15 protein-coding genes and 1 pseudogene are annotated in these 18,307 nt (G+C 68.7%); 3 read left to right on the forward strand and 13 right to left on the reverse strand.

Annotated features, from left to right (window positions below; translation table 11 throughout):
• Positions 1–95: 95 nt before the first annotated feature.
• A complete protein-coding gene (gene xylB, locus HWX00_RS13115; RefSeq protein ID WP_175026817.1) occupies positions 96–1,574 on the reverse strand; it encodes a xylulokinase in 1,479 nt (492 codons plus the stop codon).
• A 4-nt stretch (positions 1,575–1,578) separates the two neighbouring features.
• A pseudogene (xylA, locus tag HWX00_RS13120) lies at positions 1,579–2,902 on the reverse strand (xylose isomerase).
• Positions 2,903–3,166: 264 nt separating this feature from the next.
• Here xylA and HWX00_RS13130 point away from each other — a divergent pair.
• Entirely contained in the window at positions 3,167–4,360 is a 1,194-nt protein-coding gene (locus HWX00_RS13130; RefSeq protein ID WP_124608713.1) for a XylR family transcriptional regulator, read from the forward strand.
• A 27-nt stretch (positions 4,361–4,387) separates the two neighbouring features.
• Positions 4,388–5,476 (forward strand): aldose epimerase family protein, encoded by a 1,089-nt coding sequence (locus tag HWX00_RS13135; RefSeq protein WP_175026818.1) that lies wholly within the window; start codon positions 4,388–4,390, stop codon positions 5,474–5,476.
• Positions 5,477–5,535: 59 nt separating this feature from the next.
• On the opposite strand, the gene yjfF is transcribed toward HWX00_RS13135, so the two are convergent.
• The 4 genes from yjfF to HWX00_RS13155 form a co-directional block, all read right to left on the reverse strand.
• The gene (gene yjfF / locus HWX00_RS13140; RefSeq protein WP_175026819.1) at positions 5,536–6,624 is read right to left on the reverse strand and encodes a galactofuranose ABC transporter, permease protein YjfF; all 1,089 of its coding nucleotides are present in this window, start codon (positions 6,622–6,624) and stop codon (positions 5,536–5,538) included.
• Positions 6,621–7,661 carry an ABC transporter permease gene (locus HWX00_RS13145; protein WP_049029265.1) on the reverse strand — a complete coding sequence of 347 codons (1,041 nt, stop codon included), beginning with the start codon at positions 7,659–7,661 and terminating at the stop codon, positions 6,621–6,623. The genes yjfF and HWX00_RS13145 overlap by 4 nt, the downstream gene beginning before the upstream one ends.
• Positions 7,658–9,172, reverse strand: a complete 1,515-nt coding sequence (locus HWX00_RS13150) for a sugar ABC transporter ATP-binding protein (RefSeq protein WP_175026820.1) — start codon at positions 9,170–9,172, stop codon at positions 7,658–7,660. Before HWX00_RS13150 ends, HWX00_RS13145 begins: the two co-directional genes overlap by 4 nt.
• Positions 9,173–9,246: 74 nt before the next feature.
• The gene (locus HWX00_RS13155) at positions 9,247–10,209 is read right to left on the reverse strand and encodes an ABC transporter substrate-binding protein (protein ID WP_175026821.1); all 963 of its coding nucleotides are present in this window, start codon (positions 10,207–10,209) and stop codon (positions 9,247–9,249) included.
• A 490-nt stretch (positions 10,210–10,699) separates the two neighbouring features.
• On the opposite strand from HWX00_RS13155, the gene HWX00_RS13160 reads away from it, so the two are divergent.
• Positions 10,700–11,746: a DNA topoisomerase IB gene (locus HWX00_RS13160; protein WP_175026822.1), complete on the forward strand. Its 1,047-nt coding sequence runs from the start codon at positions 10,700–10,702 to the stop codon at positions 11,744–11,746.
• A 166-nt stretch (positions 11,747–11,912) separates the two neighbouring features.
• Here the strand turns inward: HWX00_RS13160 and hutC are convergent, their stop codons facing one another.
• From hutC to HWX00_RS13195, 7 genes are all read right to left on the reverse strand, one after another.
• Positions 11,913–12,641 carry a histidine utilization repressor gene (gene hutC / locus HWX00_RS13165; RefSeq protein ID WP_034191849.1) on the reverse strand — a complete coding sequence of 243 codons (729 nt, stop codon included), beginning with the start codon at positions 12,639–12,641 and terminating at the stop codon, positions 11,913–11,915.
• Between the two features lie 49 nt (positions 12,642–12,690).
• Positions 12,691–14,184, reverse strand: a complete 1,494-nt coding sequence (locus HWX00_RS13170) for an HAL/PAL/TAL family ammonia-lyase (protein ID WP_034191850.1) — start codon at positions 14,182–14,184, stop codon at positions 12,691–12,693.
• A 7-nt stretch (positions 14,185–14,191) separates the two neighbouring features.
• A complete protein-coding gene (locus HWX00_RS13175; protein ID WP_059562514.1) occupies positions 14,192–14,983 on the reverse strand; it encodes an ABC transporter ATP-binding protein in 792 nt (263 codons plus the stop codon).
• A gap of 27 nt (positions 14,984–15,010) precedes the next feature.
• Entirely contained in the window at positions 15,011–15,754 is a 744-nt protein-coding gene (locus tag HWX00_RS13180; protein WP_034191852.1) for an ABC transporter permease, read from the reverse strand.
• Between the two features lie 12 nt (positions 15,755–15,766).
• Positions 15,767–16,489, reverse strand: coding sequence for an ABC transporter permease (locus tag HWX00_RS13185; protein ID WP_175026823.1), 723 nt, complete (start codon positions 16,487–16,489; stop codon positions 15,767–15,769).
• Between the two features lie 85 nt (positions 16,490–16,574).
• The gene (locus HWX00_RS13190) at positions 16,575–17,435 is read right to left on the reverse strand and encodes a transporter substrate-binding domain-containing protein (RefSeq protein ID WP_049035238.1); all 861 of its coding nucleotides are present in this window, start codon (positions 17,433–17,435) and stop codon (positions 16,575–16,577) included.
• Positions 17,436–18,071: 636 nt separating this feature from the next.
• Positions 18,072–18,299 (reverse strand): hypothetical protein, encoded by a 228-nt coding sequence (locus HWX00_RS13195; RefSeq protein WP_124608708.1) that lies wholly within the window; start codon positions 18,297–18,299, stop codon positions 18,072–18,074.
• Positions 18,300–18,307: the final 8 nt, after the last annotated feature.

The following is an 18,307-nucleotide window of genomic DNA, read 5'->3' on the forward strand; positions in this document are numbered from 1 at the left end:
CCTCTCTTTATTGGACAACGTCACGAACGCCGGGCAGCCGCCGAAGCCGCTCGCCCATCGTCTTGCCACCGCGCGGCACGGCTTCGTGCGGCGCGTTACGCGCCTGCCGCGAACACCGGTTCGAGCGCCCGGTACAACGCGCGAAACGTCGGACGCCGCGCGTCGCGATACCACGCGTGGCGCGCCATGTCGGGCTCCCGTACCGCGACGACGGGCGGCTGCGGGCACACGGCGTCGAGCGGCGCCTCCGGTTCGAGCGCGAGATGCGCGAGCCGCGCGGCGCCGAGCGCCGGACCGACTTCGCCGCCCGCGCGCAAGGTCAGCGCGCGGCCGCTCAGGTCGGCGAGCATCTGCGTCCAGTACGCGCTGCGCGAGCCGCCGCCGATCACCGTAATGCCGTCGGGCGCGAGCCCGGCCGCATGCAGCGCGTCGATCCCGTCGAGCAGCGCGAAGCCGACGCCCTCGAGCGTCGCGTTCGCGAGATCCGCGCGCCGCGTATCGGGCGTCATCCCGTAGAACACGCCCTTCGCGTTCACGTCGTTGTGCGGCGTGCGCTCGCCGCTCAGATAAGGCAGGAACCACGGGCGCTCCGCGCGCGCGTTGTCCTGCGCGTCGGCGAGCAGCGCGGCCACGCCGTCGTACCCGGCCAGTTGCGCGGTGAAATCGATGCAGCCGGCCGCGTTCAGCATCACCGACATCAGGTGCCAGGTGCGCGGCAACGCATGACAGAAACTGTGCACCGCCGATTCGGGATTCGCGCGAAACCCGTCCGACACGGCGAAATAGACACCCGACGTGCCGAGCGACAGCAGCGCGTCGCCGGGCCGCACGATGCCCACGCCCACCGCGCCGGCCGCGTTGTCGCCCCCGCCCGCGACGACCGGAATCTCGCGCAACCCGAGCGAGCGTGCGACGCCCGGCAGCAGCGTGCCGGCGATGCGGTTGCCCTCGAACACGGCGGGCACCTGCGCGCGCGACAGCCCGCATGCGGCCAGGAGCCCGTCGTCGTAGTCGCGCTTCGCGACGTCGAGCCACAGCGTGCCGGCCGCATCCGACGGGTCGGTCGCGAACATGCCGGTCAACCGGTAGCGCAGATAATCCTTCGGCAGCAGCACGTGGGCGATCCGCGCGAATACGTCCGGCTCGTGCCGGCGCACCCACAGGAGTTTCGGCGCGGTGAAACCGGGCATCGCCAGATTGCCGGCGACGGCACGCAACGTGGGCGCCAGCCGCTCGAGTTCCGCGCACTCGACGTCCGCGCGGCCGTCGTTCCACAGGATCGCGGGGCGCAGCACGTCGCCCCGCGCATCGAGCAGCGTCGCGCCGTGCATTTGCCCGGTGAGCCCGAGCGCGCCGATGTCGTGCGGATCGATGCCGGCCGCGCGCGCGTCGGCGACCAGCGCCGCCAGCGCACCGCACGCCGCGTCCCACCAGTCGCGCGGCGCCTGTTCGGACCAGCGCGGCCGCGGCCGGCTCACCGTCAGCGCCTGGCTCGCGCTGGCCCGCACCACACCGTCGCGGTCGAGCAGCACGGCCTTCACGCCCGACGTACCGAGGTCGACTCCGATATACATGGCGTCAACGCAGCCCGTAGATGGCCTGGTTCACGATGTTCTCGAGCCGCTCCTGCCCGCCGCTCGCATGCTGCGGATTCACGCCGCGCGCGAGCGCGTCGGCGGCGAGCGACTCCAGCGTGTAGCCGCCCGCCAGGATCTCGCGGCCGAATGCGCTGTCCCATTGCGCGTAGCGCTGCCGGCGCAGCGCATCGAGCCGGTCGTTCTCGACCAGCACGGCGGCGCGCTCCAGCGCCAGCGCGAGCACGTCGATCGCGCCCACGTGGCCGTGGAACAGGTCTTCCGGATCGACGCTCTGGCGGCGCACCTTCGCGTCGAAGTTCATGCCGCCGGTGGTGAAACCGCCGTGGCGCAGGATCTCGTAGAACGCGAGCGTCAGTTCCTCGACGCTGTTCGGAAACTGGTCGGTGTCCCAGCCGTTCTGCGGATCGCCGCGATTCGCGTCGACGCTGCCGAACACGTCGAGCGCGAACGCGTTCGCGATCTCGTGATGGAACGAATGGCCGGCGAGCGTCGCATGGTTCGCCTCGATATTCACGCGGATCTCGTTCTGCAATCCGTATTGCGTGAGGAAACCGTGCACGGTCGCGACGTCGTGGTCGTACTGGTGCTTGGTCGGCTCCTGCGGCTTCGGCTCGATCAGCAGTGCGCCGGTGAAGCCGATCCGGTGCTTGTGCTCGACGACCATCGACAGGAAGCGCGCGAACTGCTCGCGCTCGCGCACGAGATCGGTATTGAGCAGCGTCTCGTAGCCTTCGCGGCCCCCCCCACAGCACGTAGTTCTCGCCGCCGAGCCGGTGCGTCGCATCGAGCGCGTGACGCACTTGCGTCGCCGCCCACGCGAACACGTCGGGATTCGGGTTGGTCGCCGCGCCCGCCGCGAAGCGCGGATGCGAGAACAGGTTCGCGGTGCCCCACAGCAGCCGGACGCCCGTGGCCTGCTGACGCTCGCCGAGGTAGTCGGTCATCCGCGCGAAGTTCTCGACGTACTCGCGCAGGCTGTCGCCCTCCGGCGCGACGTCGGTGTCGTGAAACGTGTAGAACGGCGTGCCGAGCTTCGTGAAGAACTCGAACGCCGCATCCGCCTTCTGCCGCGCCCGCTCGAGCGCATCGCCCGGCTGGTCCCACGGCCGCCGGAACGCGCCCTGGCCGAACATGTCGTGGCCCGGCCACACGAACGTGTGCCAGTAGCACACCGCGATGCGCAGATGCGCCTCGAGCGTCTTGCCGAGCACCTGCTTCGTGCGGTCGTAATACCGGTAGGCAAGCGGATTGTCCGATTGCGGACCTTCGTAGCGAATCGCGGGAATCTGTTCGAAATACGACATGGCGTCTCCGTGCGGTTTCTTGTTGCAGTGCGGCGCGCGGCGCGTGGGCACGCGGGCCGAATTCGATCTGGCTGGATCGTGCCCGTGCGCCTGCCCGCCCGCAATTGCGAAATTGCGCAGTACGCTTAACGTTTCTTGCCAGCACGCTGCGCACGGCATGCGTTCCGTCCTACAATCGCCGAACACCCAACCATCGCGCGGCACGCCCCGCGCCCCCGGAGACAACGGCGCGACGCCCCGCACTGCGCGCGCTTCGAGACCGAGATGACCCGCGCCCCTTCCAGCCAGACACCGCACCGCATCGCGCTGCTGTTCAACGCCAACAAGGTCTACGACCGCGAGATCATCAGCGGCATCGGCCAGTACCTGCGCTCGACGCGCGTGGTGTGGGACCTGTTCCTCGAAGACGATTTCCGCTGCCGGCTCGCCGGCATCGAGCACTTCGACGGCGACGGCATCATGGCCGACTTCGACGATCCGGCCGTGGCCGACGCGCTCGCCGGCTCGCCGCTGCCGATCGTCGCGCTCGGCTCGTCTTACGAGGATCCGGCGCAGTATCCGGACGGCGTGCCGTATATCGCGACCGACAACGCGAAGCTCGTGTCGCTCGCGTACACGCACCTGATCGGCGCCGGGCTCGCGCACTTCGCGATGTACAGCCTGCCCGTCGCGCAGCAGAACCGCTGGGCGCAGCAGCGCGAGCTGGCGTTCGACCGGCTCGCGCGCGCGGACGGGCTCGACGCGCCGATCTACCGCGGGCTGTCGACGAGCGCATCGGCCTGGAACCACGCGATCGAGCAGTTGATCGGCTGGCTGCACGCGCTGCCGAAGCCCGTCGGCATCATCGCGGTGACCGATGCGCGCGCGCGGCACCTGCTGCAGGCCTGCCTGATCGCCGGCCTCGCGGTGCCGGAACAGGTCGCGATCATCGGCATCGACAACGATCCGCTCACCCGCACGCTGACGCGCATCCCGCTGTCGTCCGTGATCCAGGGCACCGAGGAAATGGGCCGGACCGCCGCGCACCTGCTGCACCAGATGCTGCGCGGCGCGCGTTTTCCCGACCGGCGGATTCTCGTGCCGCCCGTCGGGATCAACGTGCTCGAATCGACACGCCACCAGCCGCTCACGAGCCCGTACGTGATGCGTGCACGCCATTTCATCCGCCAGTACGCGTGCCAGGGCATCAAGACCGAGCAGGTCGCCGACTACGTCGGCGTGTCGCGCTCGCTGCTCGAGGAACACTTCCGGCGCGAACTGCAGCGCACCGTGCACCAGGAAATCCTGCGCCACAAGCTCGAAGCGGCACAGGCGCTGCTCGCCGGCCGGCAGGCGTCGAGCGCCGAAGTCGCGATCCGCTGCGGGTTCACGTCGCTCCAGTACATGTACGCGGTGTTCCGGCGCGAACTCGGCTGCACGCCGCGCGAATACCAGGAACGCGCGATCGCCGCGCATTGAAGCCGCCTTTACCCATCGAATCCGCCCATGCATATCGATACCGACTCTCTCCACCGGGCGCCCGGCGCCGCACGCGTGCATGCCGAGCCGTGGGGCACGCTGCCCGACGGCGACGCGGTGCGGCGCTATACGCTGCGCAACGCGCACGGGATGCGCGTGGTCGTCAGCGATCTCGGCGCGACCGTCGTGTCGTGGCTCGCACCCGACCGTGCCGGACGCTTCGCCGATATCGTGCTCGCGCACGACACGCCCGCCGAATACGTCGATTCGGGCGTCTACCTCGGCGCGACGATCGGCCGGTGGGCGAACCGGATCGCCGGCGCGCGCTTCACGCTCGACGGCGTCGACTACCGGCTCGATCGCAACGAGCGCGACAACCTGCTGCACGGCGGCGCGAACGGCTTTCACCGCCAGCGCTGGGCGGTCGTCGACGATGGCGGCGGGCTGACGCTGCAGCTCGATTCGCCCGAAGGCGACGCCGGTTTTCCGGGCAACGTGAGCGTGCAGGTTCGCTACGCGCTCGACGACGACGGCACGCTGACGATCGACTACACCGCCGTCACCGACGCGCCCACGCCGCTCAACCTGACGAATCACAGCTACTTCAACCTCAGCGGCCGCGCGGGCAGCGACGTACGCGGCCACGTGCTGAGCATCGACGCGGACGCGTTCCTCGAAGTCGACGACGCGCTGATCCCGACCGGCACCGCCGATGTGACCGGCACGGCGTTCGACTTCCGGCAGAGCGCGCCGCTCGGCGCGCGCCTCGACTGGCCGCACGCGCAACTCGCGCGGGCGCGCGGTTTCGATCACTGCTTCGTGCTGCGCGACGGCGCGCGCGCGGTCAGGCCGGTCGCGACCATCTACGATCCGGAAAGCGGCCGCGAGCTGATCGTGTCGACCGATCAGCGCGGCCTGCAACTCTATACGGGCAACTATCTGGATGGCGTGCGCGTGAGCGGCGGCACGCGCTGCGCGCGACACGCCGCGCTGTGCGTCGAGGCCGGCGGCTTTCCGGATCAGGTCAACATGGCCGACCTGCGCGACGACGTCATCGTTCAACCGGGCGCCGTCTATCGGCAGACCACGCAATACCGCGTCGGCGTTCGCGCATGACGCGGCGTGCGGCGTCGACCTGTCGAGCCGCCGCGCCGCACGCATTGTCGCGCGATCCGCTACACGCGCCGCATCGTCGCCGATACCAGCGCCGCATCCTCGCCCGTCCCGGCCGGCCGTGCCGCCGGCGCCGCATCGGCCGGCCGCGCACCGAGCCCCGTGCCGCCCGCGCGCCGCCGCGTCGCATGCCGCTCGATCACGCGCTGCAGCACGCAGAACACGCACAGCAGCGCGCCGATCACGATTCGCGTCCACCACGAACTCAACGTGCCGTCGAACGTGATCAGCACCTGGATCGTACCGAGGATGCCGACGCCGAACACCGAGCCGATCACGTAGCCCACGCCACCCGTCAGCAGCGTGCCGCCGATCACGGTCGCGGCGATCGCGTCGAGCTCCATCCCCTGCGCCTGCAGCCCGTAACCCGACAGCACGTACAGCGTGAACACCACGCCGCCGAGCGCCGAACAGAAGCCGCTCAGCGCGTAGACGCCGATCTTCGTGCGCGCGACCGGCAGCCCCATCAGCAGCGCCGAGCGCTCGTTGCCGCCGATCGCATACACGTTGCGGCCGAAGCGCGTGAAATGCGCGACGTAGATCGCGACGGCCAGCGTCGCGAGCGCGATCAGCGCGCCCGCGCTCAGCATCCCGCCGCCGACCGGCACGCTGATGCCCGCGATCGCATGGAACACCGGTTCGTTGATCGTGATCGACTGCGTCGTGATCAGGAAGCACGCGCCGCGCGCGAGAAACATCCCGGCCAGCGTGACGATGAACGGCTGCAGACGGAAGTAATGGATCAGCGCGCCCATCGCCGCGCCGTACAGCGCGCCGAACGCGAGCACGAGCGGCACGATCACCCACACGGGCCAGTGCAGCCGCTCGGCGCCGACCGCGCAGAAGATCGTTGTCAGCGCAACGACCGAGCCGACCGACAGATCGATGCCGCCCGACACGATCACGAAGGTCATCCCGATCGCGACGATCAGCAGGAATGCGTTGTCGACGAGCAGCCCGGTCAGCACCTGCATCGAGAAGAAGCCCGTGTACATCACGGACCCGAAGCCGAACAGCGCGGCGAACAGCACGATCGTCACGACGATCGGCAGCGTGCGCGGATCGGCAAGCCGTGCGAGGAATCGGTTCATCGCGGCGTCGCTCCGGTGGTGGCGCGCGAACGCGCGGCAGGCAGCAGTCGCGACGCGAACCGGACGACGAGCGCACGCGCCGCGTCCGACTGGATCAGCGTCACGACGATCACGACGACCGCCTTGACGACGAGCGTCGCCTCCGGCGGCACGCCGATCGAATAGGTCGTGTAGGTGAGCGTCTGGATGATCAGCGCGCCGAGCACCGAGCCGGCGAGGCTGAAGCGGCCGCCGAGCAGCGACGTGCCGCCGAGCGTCACCGCGAGGATCGCGTCGAGTTCGAGCAGCAGGCCCGCGTTGTTGCCGTCCGCACTGCGCACGTTCGAGCTCGCGAGGATGCCGGCCAGCGCCGACATCACGCCCGAACACAGATAGACGCCGAACACGACCGCGCCCGAGCGCAGCCCGACGAGCCGCGTCGCGACCGGGTTCACGCCGATCGCGCGAATGAACAGCCCGAGCGCCGTGCGGTTCACCAGCAGCGCGGTCGCCGCGATCGTCGCGGCCGCGATCCACACCGCGCACGGCACGGTCGCGAGATAACCGCCGCCCAGCGCGAGGTAGCCCGGCGCGCCGATCGGGATGATCTGACCGCCCGTCAGCAGTTGCGCGACGCCGCGGCCGGCCACCATCAGGATCAGCGTCGCGATGATCGGCTGCATCCCGACGAATGCGACGAGCAGCCCGTTCCACGCGCCGGCCAGCAGCCCGACACCGAGCGCGGCCGCGAGCGCCAGGCCGACCCGCGACGGGTCCGCATCGAGCACGATCGCCGCGGCCGCGCCGGCAATCGCGACGATCGCACCGACCGAGATGTCGATCCCGCGCGTCGCGATCACGAGCGTCATCCCGAGCGACACGAGCACGAGCGGCGCCGCGCGGTTCAGGATGTCGATCGGCGCGCCGAACAGGTGACCGTCGAGCAGCGCGATCGACAGGAAACCCGGACGATACGCGACGTCGAGCGCCAGCAGCAGTACGAGCGTCAGCACCGGCCACGCGAGCGGATGACGAAACAGCGTGCGCAGCCGCGTCATGACTGGCCTCCCGCGATCAGCCGGTACACCTGCTCCTCGGAAGCGTCGGCGCCGGTCAGTTCGGCGACCTTGCGCCGGTCGCGCAGCACCGCGATCCGGTGGCTCACGCGCACCACCTCGCCGATCTCCGACGAGATGAACAGGATCGCGAGCCCTGTCGCGCACAACGCGAGCACTCGCTCCATGATGTCGAACTTCGCGGCGACGTCGATGCCGCGCGTCGGCTCGTCGAGGATCAGCAGCTTCGGGGCCGTCGCGAGCCAGCGCGCGAGCAGCACCTTCTGCTGGTTGCCGCCCGACAGCAGCCCGATCGGCTGCTCCGCGTCGCGCGCCTTGATGCCGAGCCGGGCGATGTACGTCTCGGCGATCTCGCGCTGCCGCGCGCGCCCGATCAGCCGCCACCAGCCGCGTCGCGCCTGCAGCGCGAGGATGATGTTCTCGCGGATCGACAGCGCGGCGACGATGCCCTCCTTCTTGCGATCCTCCGGACAGTACGCGATGCCGTGCCGGACCGCATCGTGCGGCGACGCGAGCCGCGTGCGCGCGCCGTCGATCTCGATCGCGCCGGTGTCCGCGCGCTCGGCGGCAAACGCCAGCTGCGCGGTTTCGGTGCGCCCCGAGCCGAGCAGCCCGGCCAGCCCGACGATTTCGCCCGGACGCACGTCGAGATCGAGCGCACTCATCATCCCGCGCCGGCCGACCTGCTGCATCGACAGGAACGGCGCGGCGCCGCCGGCCGTGCGCTCGACGGCCGCCGCGCCGGCTTGCAGCGTGTCGGACATCCGTTCGCGGCCGGTCATCTTCGCGACCAGCGCGTCGACCGGCAGGTCGCGTGCCAGATACTCGCCTTCGCGCTCGCCGTTGCGCATCACGGTGATCCGGTCGGACACCGCATAGGTCTGCTCGAGAAAGTGCGTGACGAACAGGATCGCGATGCCCGACGCCTTCAGCCGGCGCAGCACGTCGAACAGCCGCGCGACCTCGCCGTCGTCGAGGCTCGACGTCGGCTCGTCGAGAATCAGCACGCGCGCGTCGACGGACACGGCGCGCGCGATCGCGACCATCTGCTGGACGGCGATCGGATACGCATCGAGCGAGCGCGTGACGTCGAGCGACAGGTCGAGCTCGCCCAGCGCCGCGCGCGAGCGCGCATGGATCGCGTTCCAGTCGATCGCGCCGCGCCGCATCGGCTGCCGGCCCGCGAAGATGTTCTCCGCGACCGACAGGTTCGCGCACAGGTTCACTTCCTGGTAGAGCGTCTGGATGCCGGCCGCCTCGGCCTCGCGCGGCGCGGCGAAGCGCACCGGCCGGCCGCCGACGCGAATCTCGCCTGCATCGTGCGCATGCACGCCGGTGAGCACGTTGATCAGCGTCGACTTGCCCGCGCCGTTCTGGCCCATCAGCGCGTGGATCTCGCCCGGAAACAGCCGGAAGTTCACGCGCTGCAGCGCGCTGACGCCCGGAAACGACTTGTCGATGCCGATCATCTCGACCACCGGCGGACTCTCCATGCAGCCTCCCTCGAAGCGGTTGCGATCCTCGGGCGGCCGCGATGCGGCGGCCCGAGCCGGACCTGCCCGGCCGGTCAGTACTTGCGGGTCGGCATCACCTGCGCGGCGACGCTCATCGGGAACACGGTCTCGTTCGTGACGATGCGCTTGGGCAGCGTCTTGCCGGCGACGACGTCCTTCACCGCGCTCATCAGTTGCGGGCCGAGCAGCGGGCTGCATTCGACGTCGACGTTGATCTTGCCGGCGATCATCGCCTGGAAGCCGCCCTTCGTCGCGTCGAACGACACGACGCTCACGTCCTTGCCGGGCTTGATCCCGGCTTCCTCCATCGCCTGGATCGCGCCGAGCGCCATGTCGTCGTTGTGTGCGTAGACGACGTTGATCTGCTTGCCGTAGGTCTTCGCGAACGCTTCCATCACCTGCTTGCCGCCGGCGAGCGTGAAGTCGCCGCTCTGCGACGCGATCACCTTGAATTTGGGATTGTTCTTGATCACTTCGAGCAGGCCCGCGCGCCGGTCGTTGGCCGGCGCGGAACCGACCGTGCCCTGCAGCTCGACGATGTTGATCGGGCCCGGGTCGTTCTTGTAGCGCTCTTCCATCCAGTGGCCCGCGCGGCGCCCTTCCTCGAGGAAGTCCGAGCCGATCATCGTCACGAACAGCGACGGATCCTTCACGTCGACCGCGCGGTCGGTCAGGATCACCGGGATGTGCGCGGCCTTCGCTTCGGTCAGCACGGGCTCCCAGCCCGATTCGACGACCGGCGAGAACGCGATCACGTCGACCTTCTGCGCGATGAACGAGCGAATCGCGCGAATCTGGTTCTCCTGCTTCTGCTGCGCGTCGGAGAATTTCAGGTTGATGCCGGCATCCTTCGCCGCGCTCTTCACCGACACGGTGTTCGCGGTGCGCCACGCGCTTTCCGCGCCGACCTGCGAGAACCCGAGCGTGATCGGCTTCTGCTGGGCGAACGTGTCCGGCGCCCATACCGTCGCCGCGGCGACGAGCGCACCGGCCGCCAGCTTCCTGATGAATGTCATGGTCCGTCTCCGATGATGTAATTGTCTGCCGCGGCGCTGTTCTGATTCTGCATGGCGCGAACGCGGTGCGGGGCCGGTGCCGGCCGGCGCGTTCGGCCGGCCCGGTCTGCATGCCCCGCATCAGTCTAGGAACAAGTCCGATAACCTTCCAATGAAATATTGGATTGAGGCGATATCGGAATCGGCATACGTATAAACACCTAAACGCACACCCCGCCCGTTACAGCCGGCCCTGGCCGCGTTTGCGACGCCCTCGCCCGCCACGCCATGTTCCGTTCGGCGAATCCGCCGAATGCCGCCTTCGTCATCGTGTGTTCGTTCGCACGCGTGGTATCGCGGCCGCAGCCGGGCCGGGAACGGCGCACGATTCTTGCTCCCCGGGGCTCGAACCGACGAACGAGCAGGAGCAGAACATGCGTGCAGGATGTCCGCCCGGAACACGGCCTGGCGATACGCGGATCGGCACACGCGTCGATCGACGCGCCGCGGCATGACGAAGCGCACGCCATCGCGGCCGAATACGCGCATGCCCGGCGGGCCCCTGCGTCATGTCGACGACCGTCGCCCCGGCTATACGCGCCGGCGGCTCCGCCACGGCTTTGCCTATTACGGACCTGACGGTGCGCGGGTTCGCGACGCCGACGAAATCGCCCGCATCGACGCGCTTGCGATTCCACCCGCGTACACCGACGTATGGATCTGCATGGACCCGCGCGGACATCTTCAGGCAACCGGCCGCGACGCGCGCGGGCGCAAGCAGTATCGCTATCACCCGCTGTGGCGCGAGACGCGGGACGCGAACAAGTACGCGCGGATGGCCGCCTTCGCGCGGGCGCTGCCGCGCATCCGCGCGCGCGTCGCGCGTGATCTGGCGTTGCCGGGCATGCCGCGCGACAAGGTCGTCGCGACGATCGTCCGATTGCTCGACACCACGCTCGCACGGATCGGCAACGCCGAATACGCGCGGGAAAACGGCTCGTACGGGCTGACGACGCTGCGCAAGCGCCATTTGAAGATCCAGTCCGGCCAGGTGCGGCTGCGCTTCGCCGGCAAGAGCGGGATCGAACACGACGTGACGGTCGACGACGCGCGGGTCGCGCGGATCGTGCGGCGCTGCGCGGAGCTGCCCGGTCACGAGCTGTTCCAGTACGTGGACGACGACGGCGCGCGCCATCCGGTCGGCTCGTCCGACGTGAACGACTACCTGCGTGACGCCGGCGGCGCCGATTTCACCGCGAAGGATTATCGGACCTGGGCCGGCAGCGTGCACGCACTCGGCTTGTTGCGGCGCGTGGAGCACCGCGGCATCACGCACGCGCGCAAGCAGATCGTCGAGACCGTGCGCGCGGTGGCGGACCTGCTGCGCAACACGCCGGCCGTGTGCCGGCGCTGCTACATCCATCCGGCCGTGCTGGACGCCTTCGAGGCGGGTGCGCTCGCCGCGCTCGCGGTCGAGCGGACGCCGCGCGGCCTGCGTGCGGACGAAGCGGCCTTCGTGGCGGTGCTCGGCGCCGTCGGCCGGCGCGCGGCGAAATGACCGTGCGCATCGTGCCGCCGCCCGTTTAGCGACCGGCACTGCCCGGAACCCGTGTCGTCTTCAACCGGGTTCCGGGCGCATGACCGACAGCCGGATCTGCCCGTTTCCCCGAACTCGTTCACACCACAGGCCCGCACGACGCCGCTGCATGCCAGCCCGGCCGCCCCTAGACGCGGCCCGCCAGATGAAACCGCGATGCCGGATGCCAAAGCTGCACCGACGTCGCGACGTGATCGCCCACCCAGGTACGGCGCCGCAGCAACAGGCACGGCTCGCCGATTTCCATCACGAGGTGCCGACGCACCTGCGCATTGGGCTTCTCCGCGTAGATCCTGAACTCGGCACGCTGGATCGGTGCCAGTCGCACCATGTAGTGATTCGGCGTCTCGAGCGTGAAATCCTGCTCGAGATAGTCGGGAAACAAGACCGGATTGACGTAGCGATCCTCGAACTGGATCGGCTCGTCTTCCTCGAAATGCACGATGCGCGAGTGAAACACCGGCCCCGACCGCAGCCCGAGCGCATCGATCGCTTCCGGGTCGACGCTGCGCTCGATCAGCAGCACCCGCGCGCTGTGCCGATGGCCCCGCTCCGCGATCTCGTCCGCGATGTTGCGGATTTCGAGCACCGTCGATTCGTAATGCCGGCGTTCGACGAACGTGCCGGCTCCCTGGATGCGGGTCAGCACGCGTTCGGCCGTCAGTTCGCGCAGCGCGCGCGACACCGTCATCCGGGCCACGCCGAATTCCTTGACCAGTTCGGCCTCGGTGGGAATCGCGCCGCCGGGCTTCCAGTCGCCCTTCGCGATCCGTTCGACCACGTAGCGCTTGATCTGCTGATAGGCCGGCAGTGCACGCGCCGGCCGGGCGGAAAGTTCGCGTTCCGTTTCGTTCATGCGCCCTCGACCGAATGAAAATTGGATGATTCGCCGCGCCCGGTCATCGTCACTGCAACGACGGCGGCACGCCCGCGACGATGCCTGCCGCGATCGCGATATCGTCCGCGAGCGGCCGGTCGTCGTGATACGCCGGCACGCGTTCGCGCACCTGCCGCCACAACGCATCGGTCGACGCGGCCCGCCCCGTTTCGCCCGATTGCAGGTCGTATGCCTGCGCGGCGGCCAGCAGCTCGATCGCGAGCACGCGCGTCGTATTCTCGATGATGTCGAGCGCCTTCAGCGCGGCCGGCGTCGCATGACACAGGTGATCTTCCTGCAGCCCCGACGTGATACCGCCGTCGAGGCTCGCCGGCGCCGCGAGACGCTGGTTCTGCGCGACCAGCGCGACCGCCGTGTACTGCGCGATCATGAAACCGGAGCAACTGCCGCCCGGCGTCGCGAGAAACGCCGGCAGCCCGCTGACGAGCGGATTCACGAGCCGGTCGAGACGTCGCTCGGCGATCGCCGCGACCTGGGCCATCGCGGCCGCGAGGCTGTCCATCGCGAGCGCGATACCCGCACCGACCGCATGGGCCTGCGAATGCGCGACGGGTGCCTCCCGCGTGCCGGCGACGATCGGATTGTCGGTGACGGACGCGAGCTCGCGATCGACCACCTCCGCCGTCACGGCGAACACGTCGCGCGCCGCGCCATGCACGTGCGGAATCGTGCGCAGGCTGAGCGGATCCTGCGTATGCCGGCCGCTCGCCGCGCACAGCATCCCGCTGCCCGCCAGCAGCGCACGCAAGCGCGCCCCGACCTGCCCGATGCCCGGCGAAATCCGCAGCGCGAGCGACGCCGGATCGAATGACGCGAGTTGCCCGCCGAGGTTCTCGAAGCTCATCGCCGCGATCCAGTCGGCCCAGTCGAGCAACCGTTCCGCGCGCGCGAGGGCGAGCGCGGCCAGGCCGGTGACGCACGGTGTGCCGTTGACGAGGCTCAACCCTTCCTTCGCGCCGAGGACGAGCGGCTCGCGACCGATACGGCGCAGCGCCTCGTCGCCGCGCATGCGCTCGCCGCGATGGCGCGCATGACCGTGACCGATGCAGACGAGCGCGACGTGAGCCATGTGGGTCAGATAGCCGACCGACCCGTGCGCCGGCACTTCGGGCAGGCAATCGTGCTCGAGCAATGCGACGAGCTGCTCGACGACGTCGACCCGCACGCCTGAATACCCGTGCACGTAATTGTTGATCGCCGCCGCGATGATCGCGCGCGTTTCCGCCGCGCCGAGCGGCACGCCGACGCCCACCGCGTGGCTCATCAGGATGTTGCGCGACAGCTCGCTCTGCTGGGCCGGCGATACGATCACGTTGCACAGCGCGCCGACCCCCGTGTTGACGCCGTACGCGCGAATGCCGCGCGCGACGATTTCGTCGACGAGTTCGCGAGCGGCGACGACGCGCGCGCGGGCGTCGTCGGTCAATGCCAGCGGCGCGCCTGCCGCCACCGCCGCAACCTGGCGCCAGTCGAGCGGCCGTGCCGCGCGGAATACGGTCATGACGGCCTCAGTTGGTGGTGCGGTCGTGGTGGCTCGACACGAATTGCCGGAAGCGCTCGGAGGTCTGGCCGCCGAAGACCGCGTCGGGCGTCCCGTCCGTGTCGACCTCGCCCTGATGCAGGAACATCACGCGATTCGACACGTGCCGCGCAAAGCCCATTTCATGCGTGACGACCAGCATCGTGCGGCCCTCTTCCGCGAGCGAGCGCATCACGCGCAGCACCTCGCCGACCAGCTCGGGGTCGAGTGCCGACGTCGGTTCGTCGAACAGCATCACTTTCGGATGCATCGCGAGCGCGCGGGCGATCGCGACGCGCTGCTGCTGCCCGCCCGACAGGTGGGCAGGATAGTAGCCGCGCTTGTCCGCGAGGCCGACGCGCGCCAGCAGCGCCTCGGCCTCCTCGACCGCTTCGGCGCGGCTGCGCTTTTGCACGCGCAGCGGCCCTTCGACGAGGTTGTCGAGCACCGTCATGTGCGACCACAGGTTGAAGTTCTGGAACACCATGCCGAGCTGCGAACGGATCCGGTCGACCTGGCGGCGGTCGCTCGGGTGCAGCTTGCCGTCGCGCGCGCGCTTCATCGCCAGTTCCTCGCCCGCGAGCGCGACGGAGCCGTCGTCGGGGGTCTCGAGCAGGTTCAGGCAGCGCAGGAACGTGCTCTTGCCCGATCCGCTCGCGCCGAGGATCGAGATGACGTCGCCCTCATGCGCGTCGAGCGAAATGCCCTTCAGCACATGATGATCGCCGAACGACTTGTGGATGTTCTTGACCGACAGCGCAACGGGAGCAGCGGTGTTCATCGAATTCTCCAGGAAGGAATGGCGCGCTCAGGAGGCGACGCGCCGGGCATTGCGGGCCGACGCGGGCGCACTGGACGGCTTCGGCGCACGCAGGTGCGCCGAGAGCCGCCATTCGAGCGCGCCGAGCAGGCGCACGACGATGAAGTTCAGGCCCAGATAGATGACGGCGGCGCAAACGAACACTTCGGTCGTCCGATAGGTTTGCTGAATGATCTGCTGCGCGACGCCCGTCACCTCCCACACGGTGACGAGGCTCGCGAGCGCGGTCGACTTGACGAGCAGCACGGCCTCGGTCGAATACGCGGGCAGGCACTGGCGCAGCGCGATCGGGCCGATCACGCGCCGCAACAACGCGAAACCGGACAGACCGATCGAGTAACCGGCTTCGATCTGCCCGACCGGCACGGCCATCAGCCCGCCGCGCAGGATCTCGGCCGTGTAGCCGGCCGTGCACAGTGCGAGCGACAGAACCGCGCAGACATAAGGTTCGCGCAGCAGCGGCCACATGAAGCTCTCGCGGATCACGCCGAACTGGCCGAGCCCGTAATACACGAGAAACATCTGGATCAGCAGCGGCGAGCCGCGAAACACCAGGATGTACGCGCGCGCAAAACGGTTCGGCAGCCAGTGCGGCGACACGCGCATCGTGACGATCACGAGCGACAGCAGGCCGCCGAGCACGAGCGACGCGAAGAACAGCCCGAGCGTGGTCGGCACGGCCGCGAGCAGCTGGCGCAGCGTATCGAGGAGAAAGCCGAAATCGATGGACATGCGCGTTCTCCGTCAGTTGCGCGCGAAATTGCGGCGGAACGACCGGCCGACGATCGCTTCCGCCCGGTTGAACACGCGGTTCGACAAGCCCGTCATCAGCAGGTACAGCGCACCGCCCGCGACGAAGAACACGAAGTACTGGTGGGTCGAATTGGCGGCGATCTGGCTCGTGCGCAGCAGCTCGGCCAGGCCGGTGACCGAGATCAGCGCCGAGTCCTTCAGGCTCAATTGCCATACGTTGCCGATACCGGGCAGCGCGAAGCGAAGCACCTGCGGAATCAGGATGCGGCGCAGCACCATGCTGCGGGGCATGCCGATCGAGCGTGCCGCCTCGAGCTCGCCCTTCGACACCGCGAGCACCGCCGCGCGATAGACCTCCGCCTGGTAGGCGCCCGAAATCATTCCGACCGCGAGCGCGCCGATCACGAACGGCGGCACGCCGATGAATCCTTCCGCGCCGAACCACTGGCCGACGGCCGTGACGAGCGTCGAGCCGCCGAAGTAGAACAGATAGATGACGAGCAGTTCGGGCACGCCGCGAAATACCGTCGTGTACAGGTCGCCGAGCAGCCGGGCGCTGCGGTAGCGCGACAGCTTGGCCGCCGCGATCGCCGCGCCGATCACCGCGCCGACCGCGAGCGCGGCGAGCGTCAGCGCCACCGTCATCAGCGCGGCGAGCAGCAGCACGCCGCCCCAGCCTTCGGTTCCGAAGCCGAGCATTTCAATAATCGCCATGCGTGCCTCCCGGCAAGCGTTGAGTGAATCGGCAGGATGCCGGCCGCCGCGCGTGTCGCTTACGCGGCGGCGGCCCAATGCGCGCTTACGGCGTGACGTCGGTCTTGAACCACTTGTCGGCGAGCTTCTTCACCGTGCCGTCCGCGAGCGCCGCGCCGATCGCCGTATCGAACTTCGTCTTCAGGTCGGCATCCTGCTTGCGGAACGCAAGCCCTTCGCCCGGCCCCCAGATCGGCCCGCCGAGCTTCGGACCCGCGAGCACGATCGACGCGTTGTCCTTCTTCGCGTTGTTCGCCGCGTAGTACGTGACGTCGTCGAACGATGCGTCGATGCGCCCGGCGACGAGGTCGAGATCGCGCTCGGGGGAGGTCTTGTACACGCGAATCGACGCGATGTCCTTGAAGCTGTCGTTGATGAATTTCGTGTAGACGGTGCCCGACTGGATGCCGATCGTCTTGCCCTTCAGCTGCTTGCGCAGCGCGTCGACGGTGGGCTTGTCCGCGTTGGCGTCGCCCGTCAGCTTGACGATCGGCGCGCCGGGCGCGGCCTTCGGCAGGATCTTGGTGTCGGTGACGGCGAACGTCGCGGGCGTCGCCGCGTACGGACGCGAGAACAGCAGGATCTTTTCGCGGTCCGGCGTGATGGAAATCGCATCCATCAGGATATCGAACTTGCCGGCCTGCAGGCCGGGGATCATCCCGTCCCAGTCCTGCGCGACCATGTTGCACTGCACCTTGATCCGTTCGCACACGTTGGCGAGCAGCTCCGGTTCGAAACCGCCCAGCTTGCCGCCGGGCAGCGTGAGGTTCCAGGGTGCGTAGCCGCCTTCGAGCGCGACCGTCACCGTTTTCCATTCCTTGGCCTGCACGGGAGCCGCGAGCGTTGCCGCCGCGGCCGCGATGATGCCGATCGTCCTGAGTGCCCAGTTGATGCGCTTGCCGTTCACGAGATTTCTCCTTGCGTTGAAGTTCGCCATCCCTTCGGTGCAGCAAGCCGCCTCAGGAATTTGTCTATACAAGCATGCAAGAAGAAAAACGGCGATACAAGCGATGATCAAAAAAAACCGGGGAAACGCGGGAAATCCCCTAATTTCAAGGCTTTCATGTGCCCCATCGAAGAGAATTCGGGCACGGGTTTGGTGCAGTTCGTGCAGATCAATCGCAAGGATGACTAGACAAATTCCGGATTCGATCGGCATCGCCGCTGCCGCGCGACGAGCCATTTCCGTCGATCCGATTCGCTATGCGCGCGCGATTAAAAGCAGTTGGTCGCCAGGGCTGACGTCACGCGTCGAATGTGCGCCAACGCTCACCCCGTGTATCAACACGGCTTCGATCCAGTGCCGCTCGTTGTCGGGTTGTGTGCATGCCGATGCGGAGCGGTCCGGGCTCCCGAAGGTGGAAGCCTGAACCGGCCCGACTGCAAATCCTTCGATCGCTCGATCGGCTTGCGCTTGCCGATCGATCCGGCACGGACGACATCGCGTACCGGACGGCACATCCGTGAACAGGCTTCCGGAAAACCTCGGCAGCGGGCATTTCAATCCCGGTATTTCGTTGCACTCGCCCGTGAATGGCCAGTTTCACGTCCTCCCGTTCGGGACGGGCACACCCGCGTTGCCGTCACGATGGTCCGGGGCCGATGCGGACCGGCATTGCGCCCCATCAGGCGCGCGCGTCGGGTTCAGTTCACGCAGCACGCTGGCGCGGCTGCCGTCGTCATTCGGCAATTGGGGCTGCCCGCGCGCGAACGCGGGCGCGACCGCCGCCGCGAGCAGCGCGGCGATCGCCAGTCGGGAAAAGCTTTTCATCGCCCGAC

Source organism: Burkholderia seminalis DSM 23518 (genome assembly GCF_902832885.1).
GTDB lineage: Bacteria > Pseudomonadota > Gammaproteobacteria > Burkholderiales > Burkholderiaceae > Burkholderia > Burkholderia seminalis.

Bases quoted from the DNA above. Each gene is read 5' to 3' on its own strand.
- yjfF (WP_175026819.1), bottom strand. From the start codon at position 6,624: ATGAACCGATTCCTCGCACGGCTTGCCGATCCGCGCACGCTGCCGATC.
- HWX00_RS13180 (WP_034191852.1), bottom strand. From the start codon at position 15,754: ATGTCCATCGATTTCGGCTTTCTCCTCGATACGCTGCGCCAGCTGCTC.
- xylB (WP_175026817.1), bottom strand. From the start codon at position 1,574: ATGTATATCGGAGTCGACCTCGGTACGTCGGGCGTGAAGGCCGTGCTG.
- HWX00_RS13135 (WP_175026818.1), top strand. From the start codon at position 4,388: ATGCATATCGATACCGACTCTCTCCACCGGGCGCCCGGCGCCGCACGC.
- HWX00_RS13185 (WP_175026823.1), bottom strand. From the start codon at position 16,489: ATGGCGATTATTGAAATGCTCGGCTTCGGAACCGAAGGCTGGGGCGGC.
- HWX00_RS13170 (WP_034191850.1), bottom strand. From the start codon at position 14,184: ATGACCGTATTCCGCGCGGCACGGCCGCTCGACTGGCGCCAGGTTGCG.
- HWX00_RS13150 (WP_175026820.1), bottom strand. From the start codon at position 9,172: ATGGAGAGTCCGCCGGTGGTCGAGATGATCGGCATCGACAAGTCGTTT.
- HWX00_RS13155 (WP_175026821.1), bottom strand. From the start codon at position 10,209: ATGACATTCATCAGGAAGCTGGCGGCCGGTGCGCTCGTCGCCGCGGCG.
- HWX00_RS13175 (WP_059562514.1), bottom strand. From the start codon at position 14,983: ATGAACACCGCTGCTCCCGTTGCGCTGTCGGTCAAGAACATCCACAAG.
- hutC (WP_034191849.1), bottom strand. From the start codon at position 12,641: ATGAACGAAACGGAACGCGAACTTTCCGCCCGGCCGGCGCGTGCACTG.
- HWX00_RS13160 (WP_175026822.1), top strand. From the start codon at position 10,700: ATGACGAAGCGCACGCCATCGCGGCCGAATACGCGCATGCCCGGCGGG.
- HWX00_RS13130 (WP_124608713.1), top strand. From the start codon at position 3,167: ATGACCCGCGCCCCTTCCAGCCAGACACCGCACCGCATCGCGCTGCTG.
- HWX00_RS13195 (WP_124608708.1), bottom strand. From the start codon at position 18,299: ATGAAAAGCTTTTCCCGACTGGCGATCGCCGCGCTGCTCGCGGCGGCG.
- HWX00_RS13145 (WP_049029265.1), bottom strand. From the start codon at position 7,661: ATGACGCGGCTGCGCACGCTGTTTCGTCATCCGCTCGCGTGGCCGGTG.